Below are 24,131 nucleotides of genomic sequence, written 5' to 3'. Positions count from 1 at the left end.
ATGAAAAAACCCGGCCTGAGCCGGGTTTTTGCGGTTGCAAGAAGATTTACTTCTTGGAACGGCCTTTGAAGCTGCCATCACGAGTGTCGATGTCGATCATTTCGTCGATCTCGATGAAGTCGGCAACCTGAACCTCAGTGCCGTTTGCCAGTTTGGCAGGCTTCATCACTTTGCCAGAGGTATCGCCGCGCGCCGAGTTCTCGGTGTAGGCGACTTTACGGCTGATGGTGGTCGGCAGCTCTACCGATACCAGACGCTCCTCGAAGAACACGGCTTCGCAGATGTCTTCCATGCCTTCTTCGATGTACGGCAGAACGGCTTCGATATCCTCGGCGTTCAGCTCGTACATGGTGTAGTCAGTGGTGTCCATGAAGGTGTAGGAGTCACCGCTGATGAACGACAGGGTGGCTTCCTTGCGATCGAGGATCACATCGTCCAGCTTGTCGTCGGCACCGTAGACGGTTTCAGTCTTGTAGCCGGTCAGCAGGTTCTTGAGCTTGGTCTTCATGATCGCGCTGTTGCGACCCGACTTGGTGAACTCGGCTTTCTGCACCAGCCACGGGTCGTTGTCGATCCGCAGAACGGTGCCGGGTTTCAGTTCTTTACCAGTTTTCATTACGCAATTTCCGAATCTGGGGGGATTTGTAAAAATCGAGGCCGCGTATCATATCCAATTTCGGTAAAACTGCACCAGCGCCGTGGCAAGGTCCGGGCGCGCCGCCTGCTGCGCACTCCATTGCGCGGCATGCGCCTGCAACTCAGCCCAATGGCCTTGCAGCCGCAGCCAGGCCGCAGCCATGTCGCGATCCATGTTCCACGCCCGCCACAACCCCCGCAGCGCCGCCTCGGAATCGGCCGACAGGCCCTGACAGTAGAGCCCCAGGAACGCTTCGAGCTTGTCCCAGTGCGCGTTCTCTTCCTGCACGTAGATGTGCCACAGCAACGGCGCTGCGGCCCACTGCCCGCGAACGAACGAATCCTCGCCGCGAACCGCGTTGAAATCACAGCTCCACAGCAGCCGGTCGTAGTCCTCCTGGCTGACGAACGGCAGCACCTGCACGCTCAGCGCACCGCGTTGGCGAACCTCGCCTGGCGCCAGCGCCGTTTCACCCAGCCAAGCGCACAACCCGGCGACGATACGCCCCTCGGGCACCAGAACCTGCCAGGCTTGATCACCTTCAGCCATGGCGCTCAGCCAGGCGCCGAGCTGAGTGTTCTCGTAGGCGAACAGGGAAAGCAGCCGTGCATCGGGCCGCACCTGCACCCCCAACTGGGCGAGAAATGCCTCGCGCGTTCGTGGGTCGGCCTGAAAAGCGCTGCGTCGCGCCAGCAGGTCACCTTCGCGCAGCAAGCCGCCGGTGCCTTCGGTAAAACCGGGGAAGAAGAACCACCTGCGCAGCCCATTGGCCTGCGGCGACGGCAGGCCGTGACAACCTTCGACCCACTCTTCCGCGCTGAGGTACTCAAGGTTCAGCCACAGCACCGGGTGCGGCTGCTGGGCCAAGGCGTCGACCAACGCCGCGGGCAACGCGCAGCCAAACGCGCCGATCACTACCTCGCCGGGTGCCTCGGGCAGCCAGGGCGCGGCCCAGCGGCGCACCTGCACGCCCTGCAACGTCTGGCGCTCGGCCCGACAATCGGCCTGCGGACACAGACGCTCGAATGCAGACAGATCGTCAACCCACAGCCGCACCTCCAGGCCATGTTCGGCGGCCAGCTGCCGGGCCAGCCGCCAGGTCACGCCGATGTCGCCATAGTTGTCGACCACGGTGCAGAAGATGTCCCAAGTGGGTTTCACGATGGCTCCCGGTGAAAAACCGCTGATTTTGCGGGCAAAGCGCCAGTGACGAAAGCGCGACGCTGAAATTTCCTGCCACTGCATGCGACAATGCCGACCACTTTCCCGTCAGGCCAGGAGGCCAGCATGGCCCACGAGCGCACGTCGAACGCCCCCCTCTCCCCGGCTCGCCTGACCCTGTGCGTGGCCTTGGGCATCTGGCTGGGCGGCATCGCCCTGGCCTGCACCCTGGGCCTGGCCGTGCATCTCTGGCCACAGGCACTGCTGCCCAGCACGGCGCTAACGACAACTACCGGCACTCAGCCAGCGCCGGCCATGCCGGCTGACGCCCAGCAAGCGATGTTCGAGCGTTACCAGCAGCGCCTGCAAGCGCCGCCCGCTGCTGATACCGGCCAGCCCTCGGCGCCCACGATGGGCAAACTCAACGACCCCAAATGCCAGTTCTGGCTGGCACAGCAGCGCACTGCCGCCACTGAAAAAAGCCAGGCCCTAGTACGAGAGTTCTGTTACTGATCATGGACAAGTCCACCTTGCTGGCCCGCATCATCGGCGCCCTCGCCGAAGATGCAGAAACCCTGCGTCGCGCTGCGCAAAGCGCCTACGAAACGGCCACCGCCGAAGAGAACATCGCCGAGAACAAGTACGACACCCTCGGCCTGGAAGCGTCGTACCTGGCCACCGGCCAGGCGCGGCGGACCGCAGAGATTCGTCAGTCACTGCTGACCTACCAGCAGCTGCAGCTGCGCGACTACGACCCGGGGGCAGGCATTCAACTGAGCAATCTGGTGGTGCTGGAAGATCAGCGAGGCCAGCAGCGCACGCTGTTTCTTGGCCCACACGCGGCAGGGCTGAAAATCATCGAGGGCCGTCAGTTGATCACGGTGATCACCCCGCTCTCGCCCTTGGGCCAACAGTTGCTTGGCAAACGCGTCGATGACGAGGTGTCGGTCGCAGGTCAGGACCTGCTGGTAATCAGCGCCCAATGAGCGCGACCAACCGCGCGCACCCGCTTACGGTTTTCCCTTTTTCTGCCCAAGAGCCCTGCCATGACCTCTACTCCGCCTAGCCGCGCGCTGATTCTGCTGATGGCCATTGCCGTCGGTCTGTCGGTGGCGAGCAACTATTACGCCCAGCCTTTGCTGCACAGCATCGCCGAACAGTTCGGCCTGACCACGGTCAGCGCCGGCAGCATCGTCATTACCGCGCAGCTGAGCTATGGCGCCGGGCTGTTACTGCTGGCGCCACTGGGCGATCTGTTCGAGCAGCGCCGGCTGGTGGTGAGCATGATCGGCATTGCCACCCTGGGCCTGGTAATCAGCGCCTGCGCGCCCAGCCTTGCGTGGCTGATCGTCGGCACCGCACTCACCGGGCTGTTCTCGGTCGTGGCGCAGGTATTGGTGCCGATGGCGGCGGCCTTGAGCGACCCGGCCCAGCGCGGACGCACGGTGGGCACGCTGATGAGCGGCCTGTTGCTGGGCATTTTGCTGGCGCGCACCGCAGCGGGCCTTGCCGCGGAACTGGGTGGCTGGCGCACCATCTACGTGATCGCTGCGGGGTTGATGATGATCATCGCGGTGACCTTGCAGCGTTGCCTGCCGCGCCACCACAGCCCTGCCGGGCTGAGTTATCCGGCGCTGATCGGCTCGGTGTTTCGGCTGTTCATCGAAGAACCGGTACTGCGCCTGCGCTCGCTGCTGGGCATGCTGGCGTTCTGCCTATTCGCGTTGTTCTGGACCCCATTGGCCTTCCTCCTGGCGCGCGAGCCCTACCAGTATTCCGACGCGGTGATCGGCCTGTTCGGCCTGGCGGGCGCCGCCGGGGCGCTGTCGGCCACTTGGGCCGGGCGCCTGGCTGACCGCGGCAAGGGCGGGCTGGGCACCACCGTGGGGCTGGTGGTGCTGTTGCTGTCTTGGATTCCTCTGGGCTTTGCCCACACCTCACTGGTTGCGTTGATCGTCGGCGTGCTGCTGCTCGATCTTGCGGTGCAGCTGGTCCACGTCGGCAACCAGAATGCCGTGCTGGCCTTGCGCCCCGAGGCTCGCACCCGGCTCAATGCCGGCTACATCACCTGCTATTTCATCGGCGGTGCTGCAGGCTCCTGGCTGGGCTCGCAGCTGTTCCAGTGGCGCGGCTGGGAAGCCATCGTCTTCGCCGGCCTGCTGCTGGGCGCGCTGGCGCTGGGGGTGTGGTGGCTGGCGGTGGGCCGCGCCAGGGCGGCACGTCCGGCGCTCTGAGTTCAGGACGGGCTGACACTGGCGCTGGCTTGCGCCGGGCGCGCTGCGCCTTGCGCATCGGCCAGACGGTACAGCTCGATCTGCCCGTCCCAGTGCTCGATCAAGGCTGTGCACGATTCCACCCAGTCACCGCAGTTGAGGTACTCGACCTCACCGACCTGGCGGATTTCAGCATGGTGGATATGCCCGCAGACCACACCGTGGAAGCCGCGACGCGTGCATTCGTGGGCGATGGCGTGTTCGAAGTCGCTGATGAAGTTCACCGCACCCTTGACCTTGTGCTTGAGGTACGCCGACAGCGACCAATAGCCATAGCCATAGCGGGCCCGCCAATGGTTGAGCCAGCGGTTGAGCACCAGGCTGATCTCGTAGGCGCGGTCGCCAAGAAACGCCAGCCAGCGGTGGCAGCGGGTGATCACATCGAACTGGTCGCCATGCACCACCAGCAAGCGACGACCGTCGGCGGTGAGGTGCTCGGCTTCGTCTACCAGATGGATGTTGCCCAGCATCAGCTTGGAATAACGCCGCAGGAATTCATCGTGGTTGCCGGTGACGTAGATCACCTCGGTACCACGCTTGCTCATGGTCAGCAGACGGCGGATGACATTGGTATGCGCTTGCGGCCAGTAGATGCCGCTGCGCAGCTTCCAACCGTCGATGATGTCGCCGACCAGGTAGATGCGGTCGGCATGATAGGCCTTGAGAAAGCGCGACAGATGCTCGGCCTGACAGTCGCGGGTGCCCAAGTGCACGTCGGAGATCCACAACGTGCGCACCCGCTGTTTGTTCGAGGGACGGCAGAATTGGGCTTGGTTCATGGCAGGCTCCGGCGATTTTGCAGGAGACTGGCAGGTTGACATGACTCAGCCGTGACAGCGCTGTGACCACCCGATTGCCAGCAGGCTGGTGACGCTGGCGCAAGCCCTCAGCGATCGTTATGGCCCAGGTCGCGCTCTGGCTCGATCACATCACGCACCCGCTGCTTGAGCACCTTGGCTTCCGGAAACCCGCCGTCGGCCTTGCGTTCCCACAGTTGCACGCCGTCGCAGCGAATCACGAACACGCCGCCGGTGCCCGGCTCCAGCGCGACCTTGCCCAGCGAATCGGCGAAGGTACTGAGCAGTTCCTGGGCCAGCCAGGCGGCGCGCAGCAGCCATTGGCACTGGGTGCAGTAGGTGATGACGATTTCTGGTTTGTTCGAGGACATGGGCCCCTCCCTTCAGCCAGGCTCAGATGATGTAGCCAGCACTGTGTTCAAGGACGTTCAAGGTTGCCGAGAATCTTCGCATGAACGCGCATGGATACTTCCAGCTCGGCCTCATCCACCCCCTCGAACAGCTCGGCGCGCAGTGCATTGGCGATGGTTTCGATCTGCTCGATCAGCGGCTTGGCCGGTGGGCAGAGCAGGATCTTCTTGGCTCGCCGATCTTCCATCACCGCCTGCCGGCTGACCAACCCCTGGGCTTCGAGGCTGTCGAGCAGCCGCGCCAGGGTCGGGCCTTCGACGCCCACGCTCTGCGCCAGCTCACGCTGGGTGGGCGGCGCTTCGAAGCGGGCCAGGTGCAGCAGCACCAACCAGCGGGCCTGGGACAGGTTGAGCCCCGCCAGACGCCGATCCAGCTCGGCACGCCAGCCGCGCGACATCTGCGCCAGTTGCATGCCGAAGCGGTGTTGGTTGTCGGTCAAAGGCATAAGCAAGAAGGTCCATAGAACGATTTGTCAGGCAGAAGAGCACGCCAGGCGGTGCCAGGCAATACTCGCCCAAAGATGCCGGGCGCTGATCGCCCGCAAGCGATCAGCTTCACAGCTCGAATTCGGCCGCCAGCGCGGCGCGTACGCAATACAGCACGCCTTCCGGAACCCGCGAGGCGAACAGCGGCGAGATGGTTGTCACCGGCGGTAATTCGCCTTCGCCGTCGAGGAAGGCATCCTGGATTTCCATCAGCAGATCTTCCGGCAGATCGAGCGCCTGCTCAAGGCTCAGCTCCTGGCGGCCCAGGGCTTCGGCGAGCAGGCTGTAGACGTTCTTCTCGCTGCAGTCGAGCTGACCTGCGATCTGCGCCGGGGTCATCCCGGCCCGGGCCAGGCTGATGAGTTCGTGGCGCAGATCGGTCACAGGCACGGGCGCGGTGCTGGCCTCGCCGGCGTTGAGTACCTCGAGGAAAGCCTGGCCATAGCGTTCCAGCTTGCGCGCACCGACGCCGCTGACCTGGCCCATTTCGCTGAGGCTGGTGGGCTGGCTGCGGAGCATTTCCAGCAGCGTCGAATCGGGGAAGATGACGTACGGCGGCACGCTGTGTTCTTCTGCCAGCTTGCGCCGCAGCACGCGCAAGGCCTCCCACAGCTCGCGCTCTTCGGCGCGCACCAACTGGCTTGCCGGGCTGCCGCCGGAGGTCTTGGCGACGGTTTGCGGCTTCAAGTCGCGGCGCAATTGCAGGGTCACCTCACCGCGCAGCAACGGCCGACAGGTGTCGGACAGGCGCAGCCCGCCATAGCCTTCCAGGTCGATGTCCACCAGCCCACGCGCCACCAACTGGCGGAACAGCGAGCGCCACTGGGCTTCATCGGTGCCTTTGCCGACACCGAACACCGCCAGGCGCTCGTGGCCGAAACTGCGGACCTTTTCGTTGTCCTTGCCCAGCAGCACGTCGACCAGATGGCCGACGCCATAGCGCTGGCCGGTGCGGTACACCGCCGACAGCGCCTGGCGCGCAGGCTCGGTGGCATCCCAGGTCTGCACATTGTCGACGCAGTTGTCGCAGTGGCCGCAAGGTTGCTCGAGGATCTCGTCGAAATAGGCCAGCAGCGCCTGACGCCGACAGCGGGTTTCCTCGCACAGCGCCAGCATGGCGTCGAGCTTGTGCTGCTCGACACGCTTGTGGCGCTCGTCGCCTTCGGAGTTCTGCAGCATCTGCTTGAGCATCACCATGTCTTGCAGGCCGTAGGCCATCCAGGCGTCGGCGGGCAGGCCGTCACGCCCGGCACGGCCAGTTTCCTGGTAATAGGCCTCGAGCGACTTGGGCAGGTCGAGGTGGGCGACGAAGCGCACGTTGGGCTTGTCGATGCCCATGCCGAAGGCGATGGTGGCAACCATGATCAGCCCTTCCTCGTTGAGAAAGCGCTTCTGGTTGGCGGCGCGGGTCTCGGCGGGCAGCCCGGCATGATAGGCCAGCGCCGGGAAGCCCTGCTCACACAGGTAGGCCGCGGTTTCGTCGACCTTCTTGCGCGACAGGCAATAGACGATGCCGGCGTTGCCGCGGCGCTCGCCGAGAAACGCCATGAGCTGCTTGCGCGGCGACTCCTTGGGCACGATGCGATAGAAGATATTGGGCCGGTCGAAGCTCGACAGAAAGCGTTCGGCGCCTTGCAGGTGCAGGCGCTGGACGATCTCTTCGCGGGTGCGCATGTCGGCCGTAGCGGTCAGGGCGATGCGTGGCGTGCTGGGGAACAGCTCGGCCAGTTGACCGAGCTGCAGGTACTCGGGACGGAAGTCATGCCCCCACTGCGACACGCAGTGGGCTTCATCGATGGCGAACAGGGAAACGTCGAGGCCACGCAAAAAATCCAGCATGCGCGGCTGCACCAGGCGCTCGGGGGCCAGGTAGAGCATCTTCAGCTCACCGCGGCGCAGGCGCCCGGCCAGCTCACGCTGCTGCTCGGTGCTGAGGGTGGAGTTGAGCGCAGCCGCAGGCACGCCAAGTTCGTCGAGGGTGGCGACCTGGTCGTCCATCAACGCGATCAACGGTGACACCACCACCGTCAGCCCCGGGCGCAGCAGGCCTGGCACCTGGAAGCACAGCGATTTGCCGCCGCCGGTGGGCATCAGCACCAAGGCATCGCCGCCATTGGCCACGCACTCGATGATCGCGGCCTGGCGACCTCGGAAGCTGTCGTAACCGAAGACGTCCTTGAGGACGCGCTGAGCCTGTTCGAGCATTTGCCACTCCAATAGATCGCTGTACCATCCGGCCCACAGGCTGAACGATAAACCCGCCACTTACACCTGCGAATGCGTAAGCAGCTTTTGCCTGGCGCCGACAATCGGCACGCAGGCATGAAAAACGGCAGATTATACCCCAGCGCTGCACTGGGCAGGACAGCTGGTGACAGACGTCTTGCTTTGCCTGCAACGGCGCGCATGGTGCTAGAATTCCGTCATCGTTTATTCCCCCAAGGTAGCCTTTCCAATGTCCTTCGCCGAGCAACTCACCCGCCTGCAAGCCTTCCTCGATGCCGATGAGCTGCACGAAGAAGCACTGGACTACGTCGCCGCCCATGGCTACCTGACCGCGCTGTCGATCAGCGCCGAAGACGTGCCGGAGCGCGAATGGATCGACGCGCTGTTCGCCGAAGAGCCGCACTACGCCAGCGAAGCCCAGCACATCGAAGTCGAGGCCACCCTGGTCGCCCTCAAGGCACACATCGCTCGCCAACTGGCCAGCGAGGAAGATTTCGAACTGCCGTGCGAGCTCGACCTGACCGACGAGCCGGACGACTCCGAACTGCGCGGCTGGTGCATCGGCTTCATGGAAGGGGTGTTCCTGCGCGAGGAAATCTGGTTCGAAAACGCCGAAGAAGAAGTCAGCGAGATGCTCTTGCCGATCATGGTCGGTTCGGGCCTGTTCGACGAACAGCCCGAGTTCGCCGACATCGCCAACAACGCCAACCTGCAGGACGACATGATCGTGCAGATTCCCGAAGCGTTGACTGCCCTGTTCCTGCTGCTGCACGCACCTGATGAGAAGCCGGCGCTGCTCAAGCCCCGCCATCACTGATCGCAGCCGTGCGCTACCTGCTGCTGGCCATCGGCTGGCTGAGTGTCGCGCTGGGGGTGGTAGGCATTTTCCTGCCGGTGTTGCCCACCACCCCGTTCCTGCTGCTGGCCGCAGCCTGCTTTGCGCGCAGCTCACCGCGCTTCCATCGCTGGCTGGTCGGTCATCCGCGGCTCGGCCCGTGGATTGCCGATTACCTCGGTGGGCAAGGCATTCCGCGCAAGGCCAAGGTCTATGCCATCGCTTTGATGTGGACGAGCATCGCCCTTTCCTGCTACCTGGTACCGCTGTTCTGGGCCCGCGCCTTCATGCTCACCAGCGCCGTGCTGGTTTCGCTGTACATCCTCAAGCAGAAGACCCTGCAGCGCGCTGATTGAGTTGCGCCGATCAGTTCGGCAAATCCCTGGGTATTTCCCACCCCCTCAGACTTGAACCGACACCACTCGCACGCTATCAAAGCCAGTCTGTCCATCAGAGTTGCCCACGGCACTTCGATGCTGCCCACCTCCTCCTCCGCACAAGGACCCCACCATGTCCCATAGCAACCGCCGTTTCCTGCTCGCCAAGCGCCCATCCGGCGCCGTGCGCCGTGATGACTTCAGCTTCGAAAAGGCCGATATCCAGGCGCCTGCCGAGGGTCAGGTGCAGGTGAAGAATCTGTACCTGTCCCTCGATCCGGCCATGCGCGGCTGGATGAACGAAGGCAAGTCGTACATTCCACCCGTAGGCCTGGGCGAGGTCATGCGCGCACTGGGCGTTGGCGAAGTGGTCGCCTCGCGCCACCCGGACTTCGCCGTCGGCGACCATGTCGGCGGCACGCTCGGCGTGCAGGATTTCTTCACAGGCGAGCCCAGCGGCCTGCAGAAGATCGACCCGTCGCTGGCGCCGCTGCCGCGCTACTTGTCTGCCCTGGGCATGACCGGCATGACTGCCTACTTCGCCCTGCTTGAAGTGGGCCAGCCCAAGGCCGGCGATACCGTGGTGATTTCCGGCGCTGCCGGCGCGGTCGGCAGCATCGCCGGACAGATCGCCAAGCTCAAGGGCTGCCGCGTGGTCGGCATCGCCGGTGGCGCGCAGAAGTGCCAGTACCTGAAAGATGAGCTCGGCTTCGATGGCGTCATCGACTACAAGGCCGAAGACGTGCTGGAAGGCCTCAAGCGCGAATGCCCGAAAGGCGTCGATGTGTATTTCGACAACGTCGGCGGCGACATCCTCGATGCCGTGCTGTCACGTATCAACCTCAGGGCGCGCATCGTCATCTGCGGCGCCATCAGCCAGTACAACAACAAGGAAGCGGTCAAAGGCCCGGCCAACTACCTGGCGTTGCTGGTCAATCGCGCGCGCATGGAAGGCTTCATCGTCTTCGACCACATCCATAACTACCCCAAGGCCGCCAAGGAAATGGCCGGCTGGCTGGCCAGCGGCGAGGTGAAGAGTAAGGAAGATGTGGTCGAGGGTCTGGAAACCTTCCCCGACACCCTGCTCAAGCTGTTCAGCGGCGAGAACTTCGGCAAGCTGGTGCTGAAAGTCTGAGGAAACAGCCGGGGCGCCAGAGTGCGCGCCCCGCTCTGCATGCCTGGTATTAGCCGCGAATCTCGGCGACTACCGCTGCCAGGGCCTGGGCCGGATCGGCTGCCTGGCTGATCGGACGACCGATCACCAAGTAGTCGGAACCGGCTTGAAGCGCCTGACGCGGAGTGAGGATACGCCGCTGGTCGTCCTGGGCACTGCCGGCAGGACGAATGCCCGGTGTCACCAGTTGCAACGAAGGATGCGCAGCCTTCAGCGCCGCAGCCTCGAGCGCCGAGCACACCAGACCGTCCATACCCGCCTGCTCGGCCAGTGCGGCCAGGCGCAACACCTGTTCCTGAGGCTCGACATCCAGGCCGATGCCAGCCAGGTCATCACGCTCCATGCTGGTCAGCACGGTCACACCGATCAGCAGTGGCTGCGGGCCGCTGCGCTTGGCCAACACTTCGCGGCACGCCGACATCATGCGCAAGCCCCCCGAGCAATGCACGTTGACCATCCACACACCCATCTCGGCCGCGGCCTGAACCGCCATCGCCGTGGTGTTGGGGATGTCGTGGAACTTGAGGTCGAGGAACACTTCGAAGCCCTTGTCGCAGAGGGTCTCGACGATGCCCGCAGCGCTGCTGGTGAACAGCTCCTTGCCGACCTTGACCCGGCACAGTGCGGGATCGAGCTGGTCAGCCAGCTTCAGGGCAGCATCACGGGTAGGGAAATCCAGGGCGACGATCAGGGGCGTCTGGCAGGCGGACATGGTCAGGTCTCTTGGCAAGTCGAAAACGGCGCGCATTGTAAACGAACTGGCCTGGGCATGGGGCGCCGCGAGTCTGCAATCGCGCGCAGCCGCCTATAATGGAACCATTGCCCGCCGCCGCCGCTCCACATGGCATGGCAAGGCCCACCCGTCTGATGGAGAACGACAATGCCCTGGTATGCCTGGTTGATCCTGATCGTCGCCATTGGCTCGATCGTTGGCGGACTGATGATGCTGCGCGACACCGCCAAGAAGGTGCCGCTGACAGAAGAACAACTGAAGAAGGTTCATGAACGCAACGCCCAGGCTGACGCCCAGGACGCCCGTGACCGCTGAACACCTTCGATGAAAACGGGCCGCTGAATGCGGCCCGTTTCGTTTACACCGGCAAGTACCGGGCCCGCCTACTGCACGCCCAACCTGTCGCGGTTGCGCTCCAGCAACGCGCTGCCGATGCCCTTGATTTCCAGCAGCTCATCCACCGAAGTGAACGGCCCGTGGGCGTCACGGTAGGCGACGATGGCCTCGGCTTTGGCCTTGCCGATACCGGCCAACTCCTTCTGCAGGGTCAGCGCATCGGCGCTGTTCAGATCCACGCGTGCCATGGACACCCCCTCGCGGCCAGCCACTTTCGTGGTTTGCAGGTCTTGCACGGGGTTGATCTCGGCCTGCATGGCCACCTCCCCACTCATCGAGGTCGGCTGCGCCGCTGGGGTAGCAGCGCTGGCCCCTACGGAAAACAGCAGGCCGGCGAGCACAGGCATGAGGGTTGCGAAGACGGATTTACGCATGGGATCACTCCTTGTGAGATCGAATAAGCAGCCGTTTCAAAAAAGCTGCCCCCTCAACCTAGCGGCGTCCGGCACAGGCATTCAACGGCTTTTGCGAGGGAATGATTACCAGATCGGACGTCCCGCCGAGCAGGTCGGATAAACCCCACCCGAGAAATGAATTCGCCGATTGCTAAGTTGCTTTCAGGCTTGTGAATGGGGTGAAAGCGGGTTGGACCGGAGCGACGGCATGGGTTGGGCCGCTCCGCTTCACTTCATACCCTTGTCATCAGCGACTTTTCACGTATCAAGTCGATCAGGCCCCGGAGCACTTCGTAACCTGCGGCATCAGAGCGCTCACAGCCGCACAACCGGCTGAAATGGGTAAGCAAGCGTCTCTACCAGCACCTCGTCCAGTGGAACCAAATATTTTCTGCCCAGCCACTTGTGCATTTCACTGTTTATACATACAGTAATTTCGTGCTATTCCCCAGGTCTCGGCACACGTCAACGCACCAAACATCCCTACCCAAAGCACGCGTTTCAAGGAGTGAAAGCACCGCATGCATCATGAATTAAATACGAATCATAAACGCCGCTGAAAGCTCCGGTGTCCTGCCTTTCGACCTATCAATTCGCAGAAGCAGGATTGGCACAACTTTGCCGATTTATAAATACCCATATTCACAACCAACTTGTGCGACAGCGGCTGCGCACAAAAAATAGATCTGAACGTGTTGATAACATGTTTCAAGCGATGAAACACTGAGCTGCTTGAAGCTCCGAAATATTTGGGTGAGTTCAGTACACACAGGCAATGCACGATCACGTCCTATTGGCCAACCTGTTCTGCGAGCATGAAGTGCAATCAAGCCAGCGCTTGGAATATGTTCAAATTTATGCCCCCAAACGCCTGAGCGATGCAAGCTGATAAATCCCCCACGCCCTAGTATTGGGGCCTTCAAAGACTGGAGAAAACATGTCAGAGAGTACCAGCGAATCCAACGCGATCGACGATTACGATCAGCAGTTTCAGAATTTTTTATTATCATCTGGTTACATTGACGCGGGCGACTATGCCGCAAATCTCACTCTTACCGCGCGCAATCAGATCATTCGAAAAGACGGAGAGTTCTATATTCCGACGGCGGTCGTTGATTTGCCCTACATAACGTCCGGTAACTGGTCAACAGAAGAAGCGCTTTTCTCACCCATCGGAGATCGAGCGCTTCGTCAGCAACTGGCGATGCCGACTGGCTCAAGTCTGGTGATGTTCCGCCAATACGACACCGTGCCGGAAGCTATCGTTCGTCCCGTTTTGAGCAAGCTACGCGACACTCTGAGCGTGTTCGACTTCCTGACAGCGGAACAGCGGGAAGATGCATTCATGCGGCGGGCCTCTGTGGATACAGGGCCCCGCTTCCAGATGGCGCTGGACTTTGCCAAACATGGCAAGTTGATCGTTCAACCAGGGTGCGTTTTTGCCACCAGCCAGGAGATCATTGCACGCTACGCGACCCGATTGGAGGGCGGCGGCCGGGGTATGGTCATGTACCCGTTCGACAAGCGCAATATCCCTAACACGCAGTTGCGCACATTGGGTGATGGTACGCTTTACAAAACAGTCAAGACACGTCGTAAGTATCGCGGCAGTGCCTCTGACCCCCAGGATGATCCGATCTCGGCAGTACTGAATATTCAGCATCAGAATTTCAACATCGGCCACTTGAATGTGCATATCAGTTACGACGAGACCCGAATCTATTCTGAGCCAAACTACCTTGGTGATGACTGGGATACGGCGATCTTCGTAGGCTGCCGACTGCATTTCAAGATCAAGGATTCAGCAGCAACTGGATGCGCACGAGTGGCGAACATTTATTACGATGTTACGCGCGGAAAGGGGCTACCTGAGTTGAAAGGTTGGGACGGTATTCGTCATCCTGTGGACAATCAATTTGGCGGTGATGGGGCCACGATTGAGGACGTGGTCACTTGGGGTGGGCGCTGGGGACTTGTCATCCTCGGAGCCTCGCCAAAAGAGGGATTGATCAGCTATGGCAGGGATTATACGGTCAGGCTGACAACTACCCTTGTCTCGCAGCCTCTTAACGGTGACACATTAACCTATGGTGACCAGGTCTTTACCTTTGTCAATGAGCCGCCTGCCCTTGGCCAGGTGCAAATAGGTGCAACCACTACAGAGACCGCACAGCGACTCGTAGAGGCGGCGACGATTGTTAGCGATTCGCAATTGCCAGTGCCTAAATTCCGTACCGCGTTGTTCTTGGCTAATGCCAATGAAATTCTTGCCCTAGAGCGTGAAGCGGGCACGAACAGTTTCCAAAATACATTCAGCGCTTCTGCATCTTCGTCAGCCAGAATTGTGCTGTCGGGCAACACGCCCAATGTCACGGCCGATCCAGCACCGTATTATGACGAAGAGTTGGGCACCACCGTACCCGACACGCGTGGCAGCTATGGGTTTTCTGATTTCGCCGCACTGAATAATCAATTTTTCGGTAGCAACCACCCCACGGCAACCGCTCGAGTGACGATTCGATCTGACAAGAACTGGATACTTGAAGGGCTCAGCGCTGGATCTGTCTATATTGATGGCTTGGCGGGCAACTCCTCTCGGAAGCTGCAGGGACATCGGTTTTTCAACAACAGATTCGATGGGAAATATGACCCATTCAACCTCAGGCTAGGACGCACTCATCGAGACGAATTTTTCGGCAATCACTGGGACGGCACGGCAACCACCGGCTATAAAAATCCGGATGGTACGAATGTTGGTCAGAGCGCACGCAACTTCAAGTACGGCCCTACCACCAAGATTCCTGGGATCACTCAGCGCACCAGGCTCTACAGCATGGACAGTATTCCCTGGGCAGACTATTTCACGTGGGAATCAGGCGACGGCAGCGCGCTGGATCGCAATGGAGGCCTAATCGCCACTGGCAGCGTACAGATCGAACGTGCTGGCAACTTACTGATGAACAGCTACTACTCAACGACGGGTACAAGTGAAATCGTTGCCAACTGTGGGACCAATGGGTACATCGTTCAACGTTACCGATCTGGCGGCGCGGCGCTGACCCTTGCGTCCATTCGATATGGTGCCGCGACTGGGGTTCTAGAGGTTAACTCACGGTACGAGCTTGTTCAGTCTGGTAACCTGGACCCCTCTTCAACGAATGGATCTTGGATCAGGTGGCGGCTTGGCTCGCAATCGATGATGCGACATACAGCGGACGAATTCATCATCTACTCTAACTTCCGCGCCACGACGACAGGTAAGAATCTTGGCACTGCGAGTGTCCCTTGGGAAAACGGTTACATTAAAAACGCGTGGACTGTAACGTCTGATGCCAGCCGCAAGACAGCCGTACGCCCGCTAAACGAACAGGAGCTCCGTGTAGGATCTCGGCTGGCCAGAGAGCCTGGCGTATTCCAATGGCTGGCGAGCATCGAGGAAAAAGGCGCCGAAAAAGCGAGGTTGCACCATGGAATGACCGTCCAGAGGGCTGGCCAGATCATGGTTGAGGAAGGTTTGGATCCTGCCGCATACGGCTTCTACTGCCATGACGAATGGCTGGATGAGTGGGATCAGGAGCCTGACACGGAACAGCCCTCGGGTCAGCTAGACGAGGAAGGCAACCCCCTCATGCACGTCGTGCCTGGCGCACGGGTGTTGGTACGGGCGGCTGGAAGCCTGTTCGGTTTCAGGGAGGGTCCGTTGCACATGCTTTTAATTAGAGCCTTAGCTCACGAACGCGACATGGACGCTCATCGTCTCGACTTGCTGGAATCACGCCTCGCTGCCATTGAGAAAAAGTTTTAAAGAACCGCTCTCTTCTGAACATGACGTTCTTAAAAACCCGAGCAGTTTTCCAACTCAGTGGATCGGTAAGGAGGAAGCGCACTTGACACGCCTGAGCGCTGGATCTGATCTTCGACAGCAACGCCATGCTGCGTGAGCTTAAATTGGAAGGTCCAGTGTACAGGCAGTCTTTCCGGCGCCGCATACCGAGTGAAAGTTCAAGCGTAGGTAACGCTCGACAGATCACCGAAGCTGAGTCATTGCTATCGTGCAGGACGAAAATCCGATACCAGGAATCTGGTATCGGATTTCGCAAAGCCAAGTTCAGAAAGCAAGGAGCAAGAAGCTAAGCAATCATCGCTCGGCCTTTTTCTCCTTGATGTACTGCACCACTTCTTCGACTTCGGCGACGCGATCGAGGCCAGGGTGGAAATAGCGGCTGCACTCGATATAAGCGAAGTGGAACAAGTCCTCCAGGCTACGCTCGCGGGTCCGTCGCTCCAGCTTCTTCTGGTCGACCGTCAAGCCCCATCCGGAATAGAAGGGCACACCGTAGCAGTGCACGGTCTTGCCCGCCATCAGCGCCTCGAAGCCCATGCCGGAGGTCACCACGTAGACCTCATCGACGATGTCGAACAGCGCGAACGGGTTGATATCGAAGAGGATCGGGTAGACGTTGTCCATGTACTGGGTAATGGCCAGCCGCTCGTTGCTGAAATAACTCGACTTGCCGCCCTTGATGGCATCCGGGTGCTGCTTGATGAGAATGTCGCAGTCCGAGCGGTGGGTTAGCACGTCCTGAAGCATGTACTCGAAGCTTTTTTCGTCACCCAGACCCGAAGCCACCGACTGGTCACCGAAGCGCTGGTCGACCAACAAGACTTTCTTGCGCCCCTTTTCACCGAGATTGAATGGCACATCAGGCGCATGGTTGTACTTCGACACACGGCTGCTGACGATCAGATCGATCGCACTGCGGGCTCGGCTGACCTGCCCTGCACTGAGCTGCGGACCGAATTCATACAGTTGTTCTAGGCGCGAAGGCTTGGTGGCGTCGTAGTAGGAGGTCTTGTCGTCCATGATGATCGACATGCCCGGTTCCTGCGACAGACCGATGTCCAGCGAGCGGATGAAGCCGTCTTCGATGTAGACGATAGGTTTGCCGAGGCTTTTCGCCCAGTCGCGCTGGCGACTCTTGCGCGTCGACTCGGTAATGCCCCACTGGAAGAAAATATCCACACCTGAGAACTTGTCGACCGTTGCCTCGTCGGCACGGGTGCTGAGCAGTGTGCGAGCACCAAGCATGGGCTGCACGTACTTCTGGATACCGGTGATGACACCGTTGTGACTGGGAATGGCGACCACGTCGATGGGTTCGCGGCGGAACAGGCGCTCGACCGCCGAGCTGCGTAGTTGCAACGAATGCGGGTCGCGCGCCAGCGCGCTCAAGTGGGCTTTGATTCGCCCGGCAGCCCCACCGTCGAATGCTCCCACCCCGAACATGTGTGCGGCCCACTGCATGCCTTCTTCGGTGCGCTGCCAGTCGCCGTTCAACAGCTGCCCAACGCTTTCGCGCAGACCTGCAATATCGACCACCGCAGGAATGCCCGCGTCCGCCCAGATCTGCTCGAACTCGAAATACTTCAACGACAGCGCGGGACGGTTCATCAGCAGCGCTTCGAATAGCATCGTGCTGTTGATCGAGGACACCAGCGCACTGTGGTAGAGCGCCTCCTCAGGCGGCACCGAGTAGTAGGCACCGTCGTCTATTGCGCCGCCAAGCCTCGAGAACTGCTGACGCAACTCGTCATCGAGAATGTCCATCTTGTTCGGCGGCATGCGCAGCAGTACCTGCGCACCCAGCTCATCGGCAACGCTGAGCAGATCACCGATGGCGTTACGCTGCAGTTGCTGCCCGGCGCGCATTTCGACTTGTGAGTCGAGCGGTTGCGACGCGAACAGGATGATCTTGCGATCAGGGTCCAGGCCAAAGATCTGGCAGAACTGCGCGCGACTGAGCACTGGCGAGTAGGTCGCGTGACCGTCGAATTTCGGTGCTCCGACGGTCAGGAAGCGATCTTCAGGGTAGCCACGCTCACAGAAGATCTCCTTCTGCAAACCACCCCAGCCCAGCACCTGATCGGCCAGCGGCGTGCTGGCGTGAGTGGCGCTGTCCCAGTAGTACTTGGAGCGGTCGACGAACACCGACTCGTGGGGAATCAGGATGCGCGGAATCTGCAGCTCTTCACACACCGACGAGAGCATGCGCATGGCAGGCAGCCAATCGAAGGTGAACAGCATGCAGGTGATTCTGTTACGGATCGGCACCAGGCGGTTGATCAGCATCTTGCGAAACACCGCCGGATGCTTGTTGGCAAAGCGCATGACATCCACTCGCACGCCCGGTGCATCGACGTTGGGCACGATATCCAGGCCGGCCATGACATAGGCTTCTGGATTGCGCAGTTTTTCCAGCAGCGCATCGCCGTGGCCAGCGATCCAGGGCATGTACAGGAACAGCGGCTTGTCCTGTTCCAGCGCGGCGCGCAACTGCGGGCCCGGACGAGGGTTGAACCACGGCGTGACGCTGTCGGAGTGCGCAATGGCAGACGATGGTTTCTTCTTCGCCGCCGCCTGGGTAGCAGGTGCTGCGGCGGTCGAATCACCGCTGGAAATCGAGCGTGGAATGCCACCCATTTCCTTGGCGATGGCCTGCACCACATCTTCGTGCTGTACCTGCTGACCGGTGGTCAGGTCGTAATACTGCGCGTAACGCAAATAGGCGATGGCGAAGATCTCTGCGACGGTGAGCTTGCGGGTGCGCCGCGAGTTGGGCTGACGATCGTCGGTCACGCCCCAGCCCGCATAGAAAGGGCAACCAAACGCGGTGACCTTGATGCCTCTGAGCAGAGCCTCGAACCCGCCCAGCGAGGTAATGGTGTAGACGTGGTCGACCTCATGGAACGACAACGGCATCGGCACGTCCTTCTTGACGATCAAGGCGATGTTCTTGACGTCCGCTGGGTCAGACTGCATCGCTCGCTTGCCCGACAGCACATCCGGGTGCGGCTTGTAGATGATCTGCGCGCCAGGGTTTTCGCTGTGGGCGAGCCGGACCAGATCGTTGTTGGTGATCTTGCGCTCGCACCCCAGCAGGATCGACGCATCGTCTTCGACCTGCCCCAGAACCAGCACGCGCTTGCCCTGCTTGGCCCCGTAGAGCTTGTGCATATCGACCGAGGGCGCGCTGTTGTACTTGCTGATGCCGAGCCGGAGCATTTCGACGATGGCTTTCTTGGCCCGCTCGAGCAGGGCCGGGTCAGCGCTAAAGTCATAATTCTGCAGTAGCTCTTCCAGTTCCGAAGGCGCTTGGGCATTGAAATATGGGGTGCGTTTGTCCAAGGTCAGCGAACGCGCCGGCGCCAACGACGCCCCGAGTTTTACTGAACGAATGAAACCGTCTTCGACGTAGGTCACCGGCTTGCCATGCGCGGCGGCAAAATCGGAAATAAACTGCGGGGCTTTATATCCCCAGACAAAGAACTCGGCGTTGGCGCGCTTGAGGATTTTTTTCGACCACTGCTCGCTAAAGCCTTGCGCGGTGATTTCCTTGGGCAGGAAATGAAACTCTCGGTCAGGAAAATAAGACCTCAGATACTGCTTCCAGTTACTGAAACCCACCACGTAGGTATGGGTAATGCCAGAACCCTGACGCGCGCTACGCAGTGCGTTGAGAATCAGTCTTTTCGGTGCAGTGTATAACGTCGAGCCAATGCCCATTTGAAGCATCCCTTTTCTCTGATGCGCTACTGTGATTAACGCGCCTAATCAGCCATCTTAAAGGCTGCGTTGTGACATGGTCTAGCGCACGTGAAGCGCGAAAACCAGGACATACTGCTTGGAGCACCCGCGACCGAATGGCGGTCCGGGCTTAAAGCAACGCCATATCGCTCTGCAAAAGCGGCGGACAACGTACCGTGACCCAAGACAACGAAGACACAAAAACGTTCTGACCCAGCATGGTATCGGGCGGGTTGACCAGACATGCCAGCGCACCATCGGTCGCGTTTCCGAACCAAGCCCCAACAGATGCCTGCCACAACGAGCAAGCCCCATTTGGCTCTTTTGCTGGAATCGTTCTCTCGACTCAGGCCAAGCCGCCTCGGCTGGTAAAAAGCACAAACCCTGAAGGATTCGAACACACCAGAAACTGCCACCATCACATACCCTACCCGCCATGTTGGCAAATAGAACGATCGAGACCTGATCCACCATAATCTGCAGATAGAGACATCAGGTTGGCACTGCAGCAGTGCGGCTTGGCGAAGACGACGGCTTCGTGTAGAGTCCTCACATTTTATCGAAACCAGTTAAGTCGAAGGGATCACGATGCTTGAAGTTGCCGCAATTAAAAAAGACATTGTCAGGTATACGATAAATAGTGAGCTCCTGGAACTGCTCGAAAGCTTCTCCATATTCCAAAGCCGAGACTCTAGCGACAGGCAGGACAAATTTAACAGGCGCTGGAAAATCGGCGGCGCGGTAATGAGCAAAAAAAATACCGAAATAGAGCCGTTCAGTGTCAATGGCGCAGGAAATATTCTATATGCTGCGGGTTCGTTTTGCGACGTCGTGTCAGCGTTTCCTCTAGACGCTAAAATCGGGCGCTATTGTTCGGTTGCGGGCGGCCTCACAACTATGGGTTTTCGTCACCCGATCGAGGCAGCGGTGATGTCGTGCGCCTCGTTCCGCTGGAAACGTGAAATCATGCGAGCGCACTCTGTTAAGGAACTGGGCCTCAAGGGTGAAACTCCGGGCTTCAATCCGGTGCCTGTACCTCAAAAAATTGATCCCATTGAGGTTGGACATGATGCTTGGATCGGATCAAATGTTGTACTCTCCCCAGGCATCAAGATCGGCAATGGCGCTGTAGTGGCTGGGAACTCCGTGGTTGTTAAAAACGTAGCACCCTACGAAATAGTTGGCGGCAATCCTGCAAAGCATATTAAATTCAGATTCCCTGAAGAAGTCAGGATTCTCATGGAGGAATCGAAATGGTGGGAGCATGCACCTGACATCATTCATCAGTTCGACATGAGTAAACCTGAAAAATTTGCCGCCTCCATCTGTGACTCGAAAAATGAATTACCGGTGTTTCAACCCTCGCGACTGAGGCTATGGGACTATACTGGCTCTCAATAAAAGACAACGACAGAATTGACAAGACACACCAACATGATTTGTTTGCGCTCCGCGCCAAGCAACTGACAGCTAGAGATCGACTACTCCATGTGCTCGGCCAAGTCATGTTGCCTTTAAGCAGATGCCAAGAACTGAAATGTCTCACAGAGCATTTCAAGGCACTGTACGAGAACTCTTGAGGCGCCGGTGAGGCAGGACTAAAGCTGGCGAAAATGTTGAGTTCATTGGGCGCATGGTTATTCCAAGCTTTTTTTAACGCAGCCTTTGCGGGACGGGAACTCTCCAGACAAGGCCTAAATTCAGACCCCATAGACCACACGCAGACAACGGGTTGTATTTGGACTTACTGATGCTCGGACTCGACGTTCCGAGCAAGCACATGCAGGTTGGCGAGCGCAGGTCTGCCACATAGCGCTCGCCGGGCGCTACCCCTCTCCGATAAAAGCGCAGCGAAGGCTCGGCAGAACCGCGGCACTTCTTGACGATCCCAATGTCAGAGGCTTAACCTCACGGGCCTTAGCACACGGAAACGTCCTGTAATACCTGGTTGGCGCCAGTGAAACAGGGGGTTATCTGAAGATGAATCCTGGCGTGCTTAAGGCGCGCTACCTTGCATCGCGGTACGCATCTTGAAGCCTCGCTCCCCTCTGCAAATACAATTTTCCGTCCTGTTCGCACTCGTCCTTAGAGAGACGCGTGCGCGCTTCGGCGCTCGCCGCATGGGTGCGGCATGGACACTAGCCGAGCCCATTTGCCACCTGCTGGTTTTCACTCTGCTCTGGTCACAGATTCGCAACCGTACGGTTGCCGATGTGGAGTATCCCGTCTTCGTGCTGATTGCCCTGTCCCCGTTTCTACTGTATCGCAACATCGCTCTGCGACTGATGGACAGTCTGCGAGAAAACCGCTCGCTCTTCGGCTATAAGCAAATCAAACCGCTCGACACCTACGTTGCCCGAATGATCGTCGAGACCTGTCTCAGCATTACGGTCTACGCAATCCTGGTATTCCTGTTCGCCTGGTTTGGCTACGACATGAGGGTCAGCAACCCGCTGGAGTGGGTGGCCGTGTTGACACTCGGACTGGTCTTTTCTTTCGGGCTCGGCATGCTGCTCGCGCTGATCACCCACGCGATGCCCAGCCTCAAATCCGTTATCAGACTGGCATTTCTGCCTCTGTTCTTCATCTCAGGCGTGATGATCCCGGCGTCTTACCTTCCACAATGGTTGATGCCGTATCTGATCTATAACCCGTTTCTACATCTGACTGAGCTGATCCGCTTTGAAGTGGTGCCTTACTATCAGACGGTAGACGGCATCTCTGCAAGGTATGTCATCGAATGGGCAACCATTTTGGTATTCGTATCGCTCGGCGGGTACCGCGCTCGACGCTTGCACCTCATTTCTACTAAAAACGGGTGAGAACCTACCTGTGTTCGAACTAAGAAACGTCACAAAGTCCTATCTGACACCCAAAGGACGCCGGTACGTCTTCCGCGACCTCAGCCTCGCTCTGCCGCCAGGCAAAAATATTGGTCTCATAGGTCGTAATGGCGCCGGCAAGTCAACCTTGATGCGCCTGCTGGGTGGAGCAGACATCCCTGATTCGGGCACGATCGTCACGGACCGCAGCATCTCCTGGCCCGTCGGGCTGTCGGGGGGATTCCAAGGCAGCATGACCGGCAGAGAAAACATCAAGTTTGTTTGTCGCGTCTACGGAGCGACAGGTGAGGCAATGCGGGAGAAGGTTCGCTTCGTACAAGACTTTGCGGACATCGGCAATTGGATAGACGAACCCATCAAAACTTATTCTTCGGGTATGCGCTCGCGGGTAGCATTTGGCCTGAGCATGGCCTTCGACTTCGACTACTACCTCATCGACGAGGTGATGTCAGTCGGTGATGCCCAGTTCAAAAGCCGCTGCGAGGAAGTATTCAAGGAAAAGCTCCAACGCTCGAACATCATCGTAGTAACTCATTCGATGTCGGAGATCAAGAAGCTCTGCGACATCGTACTTTTCGTCAATAACGGAAAGATCGATATCTACGAAGACGTCGCAGAAGGCATCAAGGCGTACAAGAAATGATCTGCGCCTTTCATCAGCTTCATCGTTTCATCCATAGGATCTTGCAGGCATGAGCAAAGTGGGTAATTTCAAGGGCTGGCGTTTAGCGATCATCATGGTCGGCATCCCGATGATCTTGGCGGCGATCTACTACTTCGTATTCGCTGCCGATCGGTATGTCAGCTATGCGCAGGTAGTCGTCCGCCAGGACTCAAATAACGCAGCCGCGCAAGCGCCGGGATTGGCGATGCTGCTTTCCGGGACCAATCCGGTTTCCAGAGAAGAGACGCTGTACCTGCGAGAATTTATCGCATCTACAGAAATGATGATGCTTCTGGAGAACCGCATTCACTGGGTGGAGCAGTACTCAGAGCAGCACGGCGACATGTTCTTCTGGCTGGAAAAGGATACGCCGCGGGAAGAGCTGCTCAACTACTACCAGCGTATGGTGATTCCGCACTTCGACGAGCTGACTGGCTTGCTTCGCGTGGAAGTGCAGGCATTCAGGCCCGAACTGTCTGAGCAGATGCTCAAGGTCATCCTTGAAGCGAGCGAGCAGTTTGTCAACGAGGTCAGCCACAGAATCGCTCGTGAGCAGATGAGATTCGCCCAAATCGAGCTGGGCACTGCGCGCAAGCTGTATTCCGAACGCAAGACGGCACTGCTTGACTTCCAAAATGACAACAAAGTACTTGACGGGGCAACCACTGCAACCAGCCGAGCAACGATCATCGCTGAACTGGAGAGTCAGTACACCAAGGAACAAGCGATCCTGACACAAATGTCCTATAAGCTGAACAAGGATGCGCCTCAGGTCCGTCAGCAGCAAGCCAAGGTCAATTCACTGACTAATCAATTGGCCAAGGAAAAGCGAACACTCGTCTCATCTCCTGACGGTGCTCAGCTCAACGTCGTCGCCTCACGCTATGAACAACTGATGCTCGACACAGGCATGGCTGAGGAAAGCTACAAGACTGCGGTCGCAGCGCTGGACAATGCTCGCATCGAGGCGAGCAAAAAAATTCGTACGCTTGTTACGGTCGTCAGCCCCAACACACCTCAACTGGCGATCTACCCCGAGCGTTGGTACAACTTGGCGACTATTTTGCTGGGCCTCTTGATGCTCTATGGCATCACCCGCTTCATTCTGGCTTCGATCGAGGATCATCGTGACTAACTCC

General features: G+C 59.2%; 21 protein-coding genes. 12 read left to right on the top strand and 9 right to left on the bottom strand.

Annotated features, from left to right (window positions below):
• Positions 1 to 46: 46 nt before the first annotated feature.
• Both efp and earP read right to left on the bottom strand, forming a co-directional pair.
• A complete protein-coding gene (gene efp, locus H618_RS0109765) occupies positions 47 to 616 on the bottom strand; it encodes an elongation factor P (protein ID WP_028694898.1) in 570 nt (189 codons plus the stop codon).
• A gap of 48 nt (positions 617 to 664) precedes the next feature.
• Positions 665 to 1,798, bottom strand: a complete 1,134-nt coding sequence (gene earP, locus H618_RS0109760) for an elongation factor P maturation arginine rhamnosyltransferase EarP (RefSeq protein WP_028694897.1) — start codon at positions 1,796 to 1,798, stop codon at positions 665 to 667.
• Between the two features lie 126 nt (positions 1,799 to 1,924).
• Here earP and H618_RS0109755 point away from each other — a divergent pair, with 126 nt between their 5' ends.
• Genes H618_RS0109755 through H618_RS0109745 form a run of 3 tightly spaced genes read left to right on the top strand, consistent with a single transcriptional unit; the run spans position 1,925 to position 4,032 of the window.
• The gene (locus H618_RS0109755) at positions 1,925 to 2,311 is read left to right on the top strand and encodes a hypothetical protein (RefSeq protein WP_028694896.1); all 387 of its coding nucleotides are present in this window, start codon (positions 1,925 to 1,927) and stop codon (positions 2,309 to 2,311) included.
• Between the two features lie 2 nt (positions 2,312 to 2,313).
• Entirely contained in the window at positions 2,314 to 2,784 is a 471-nt protein-coding gene (locus H618_RS0109750; protein ID WP_028694895.1) for a GreA/GreB family elongation factor, read from the top strand.
• Positions 2,785 to 2,844: 60 nt separating this feature from the next.
• Complete coding sequence (locus H618_RS0109745) at positions 2,845 to 4,032, top strand: MFS transporter (RefSeq protein ID WP_028694894.1); 1,188 nt, start codon at positions 2,845 to 2,847, stop codon at positions 4,030 to 4,032.
• Between the two features lie 2 nt (positions 4,033 to 4,034).
• On the opposite strand, the gene H618_RS0109740 is transcribed toward H618_RS0109745, so the two are convergent.
• The 4 genes from H618_RS0109740 to recQ form a co-directional block, all read right to left on the bottom strand.
• On the bottom strand, positions 4,035 to 4,850 hold the full coding sequence (locus H618_RS0109740) for a UDP-2,3-diacylglucosamine diphosphatase (protein ID WP_028694893.1): 816 nt from the start codon (positions 4,848 to 4,850) through the stop codon (positions 4,035 to 4,037).
• Positions 4,851 to 4,957: 107 nt separating this feature from the next.
• Complete coding sequence (locus H618_RS0109735; protein ID WP_028694892.1) at positions 4,958 to 5,239, bottom strand: Rdx family protein; 282 nt, start codon at positions 5,237 to 5,239, stop codon at positions 4,958 to 4,960.
• A 47-nt stretch (positions 5,240 to 5,286) separates the two neighbouring features.
• The gene (locus H618_RS0109730; protein WP_028694891.1) at positions 5,287 to 5,724 is read right to left on the bottom strand and encodes a MarR family transcriptional regulator; all 438 of its coding nucleotides are present in this window, start codon (positions 5,722 to 5,724) and stop codon (positions 5,287 to 5,289) included.
• Between the two features lie 109 nt (positions 5,725 to 5,833).
• Complete coding sequence (recQ, locus tag H618_RS0109725) at positions 5,834 to 7,969, bottom strand: DNA helicase RecQ (RefSeq protein WP_028694890.1); 2,136 nt, start codon at positions 7,967 to 7,969, stop codon at positions 5,834 to 5,836.
• 250 nt (positions 7,970 to 8,219) lie between these two features.
• Here recQ and H618_RS0109720 point away from each other — a divergent pair, with 250 nt between their 5' ends.
• From H618_RS0109720 to H618_RS0109710, 3 genes are all read left to right on the top strand, one after another.
• Positions 8,220 to 8,807 carry a UPF0149 family protein gene (locus H618_RS0109720; protein ID WP_028694889.1) on the top strand — a complete coding sequence of 196 codons (588 nt, stop codon included), beginning with the start codon at positions 8,220 to 8,222 and terminating at the stop codon, positions 8,805 to 8,807.
• Positions 8,808 to 8,815: 8 nt separating this feature from the next.
• Positions 8,816 to 9,181, top strand: coding sequence for a YbaN family protein (locus H618_RS0109715; protein WP_028694888.1), 366 nt, complete (start codon positions 8,816 to 8,818; stop codon positions 9,179 to 9,181).
• A 154-nt stretch (positions 9,182 to 9,335) separates the two neighbouring features.
• On the top strand, positions 9,336 to 10,337 hold the full coding sequence (locus tag H618_RS0109710) for an NADP-dependent oxidoreductase (protein ID WP_028694887.1): 1,002 nt from the start codon (positions 9,336 to 9,338) through the stop codon (positions 10,335 to 10,337).
• Between the two features lie 49 nt (positions 10,338 to 10,386).
• On the opposite strand, the gene pyrF is transcribed toward H618_RS0109710, so the two are convergent.
• The gene (gene pyrF / locus H618_RS0109705) at positions 10,387 to 11,088 is read right to left on the bottom strand and encodes an orotidine-5'-phosphate decarboxylase (protein WP_028694886.1); all 702 of its coding nucleotides are present in this window, start codon (positions 11,086 to 11,088) and stop codon (positions 10,387 to 10,389) included.
• Positions 11,089 to 11,256: 168 nt separating this feature from the next.
• Between pyrF and H618_RS22425 the strand changes: the two genes are divergently transcribed.
• Complete coding sequence (locus H618_RS22425) at positions 11,257 to 11,424, top strand: DUF2897 family protein (protein ID WP_081673751.1); 168 nt, start codon at positions 11,257 to 11,259, stop codon at positions 11,422 to 11,424.
• A gap of 68 nt (positions 11,425 to 11,492) precedes the next feature.
• Here the strand turns inward: H618_RS22425 and H618_RS0109695 are convergent, their stop codons facing one another.
• Complete coding sequence (locus H618_RS0109695) at positions 11,493 to 11,879, bottom strand: ComEA family DNA-binding protein (RefSeq protein WP_028694885.1); 387 nt, start codon at positions 11,877 to 11,879, stop codon at positions 11,493 to 11,495.
• A gap of 958 nt (positions 11,880 to 12,837) precedes the next feature.
• Between H618_RS0109695 and H618_RS0109690 the strand changes: the two genes are divergently transcribed.
• A complete protein-coding gene (locus tag H618_RS0109690) occupies positions 12,838 to 15,705 on the top strand; it encodes a tail fiber domain-containing protein (protein ID WP_028694884.1) in 2,868 nt (955 codons plus the stop codon).
• Positions 15,706 to 16,038: 333 nt separating this feature from the next.
• Here H618_RS0109690 and H618_RS22100 read toward each other — a convergent pair whose 3' ends face one another.
• Complete coding sequence (locus H618_RS22100; protein WP_050577273.1) at positions 16,039 to 19,464, bottom strand: capsular polysaccharide export protein, LipB/KpsS family; 3,426 nt, start codon at positions 19,462 to 19,464, stop codon at positions 16,039 to 16,041.
• A gap of 609 nt (positions 19,465 to 20,073) precedes the next feature.
• On the opposite strand from H618_RS22100, the gene H618_RS22420 reads away from it, so the two are divergent.
• The 4 genes from H618_RS22420 to H618_RS0109670 all read left to right on the top strand — a co-directional run bounded on the left by H618_RS22420 (position 20,074) and on the right by H618_RS0109670 (position 24,127).
• Positions 20,074 to 20,886 carry a CatB-related O-acetyltransferase gene (locus H618_RS22420; protein ID WP_081673750.1) on the top strand — a complete coding sequence of 271 codons (813 nt, stop codon included), beginning with the start codon at positions 20,074 to 20,076 and terminating at the stop codon, positions 20,884 to 20,886.
• Between the two features lie 629 nt (positions 20,887 to 21,515).
• On the top strand, positions 21,516 to 22,307 hold the full coding sequence (locus tag H618_RS0109680; RefSeq protein ID WP_081673749.1) for an ABC transporter permease: 792 nt from the start codon (positions 21,516 to 21,518) through the stop codon (positions 22,305 to 22,307).
• Positions 22,308 to 22,317: 10 nt separating this feature from the next.
• A complete protein-coding gene (locus tag H618_RS0109675) occupies positions 22,318 to 22,971 on the top strand; it encodes an ABC transporter ATP-binding protein (RefSeq protein WP_028694882.1) in 654 nt (217 codons plus the stop codon).
• Between the two features lie 49 nt (positions 22,972 to 23,020).
• The gene (locus H618_RS0109670) at positions 23,021 to 24,127 is read left to right on the top strand and encodes a KpsE/RkpR family capsule polysaccharide export protein (RefSeq protein WP_028694881.1); all 1,107 of its coding nucleotides are present in this window, start codon (positions 23,021 to 23,023) and stop codon (positions 24,125 to 24,127) included.
• Positions 24,128 to 24,131: the final 4 nt, after the last annotated feature.

Origin of the sequence: Pseudomonas cremoricolorata DSM 17059 = NBRC 16634 (genome assembly GCF_000425745.1) — a bacterium.
Taxonomy (GTDB): Bacteria; Pseudomonadota; Gammaproteobacteria; order Pseudomonadales; family Pseudomonadaceae; genus Aquipseudomonas; species Aquipseudomonas cremoricolorata.
The sequence above is the reverse complement of the archived record's forward strand: the minus strand, read 5'-3'. Positions and strand labels throughout refer to the sequence as shown.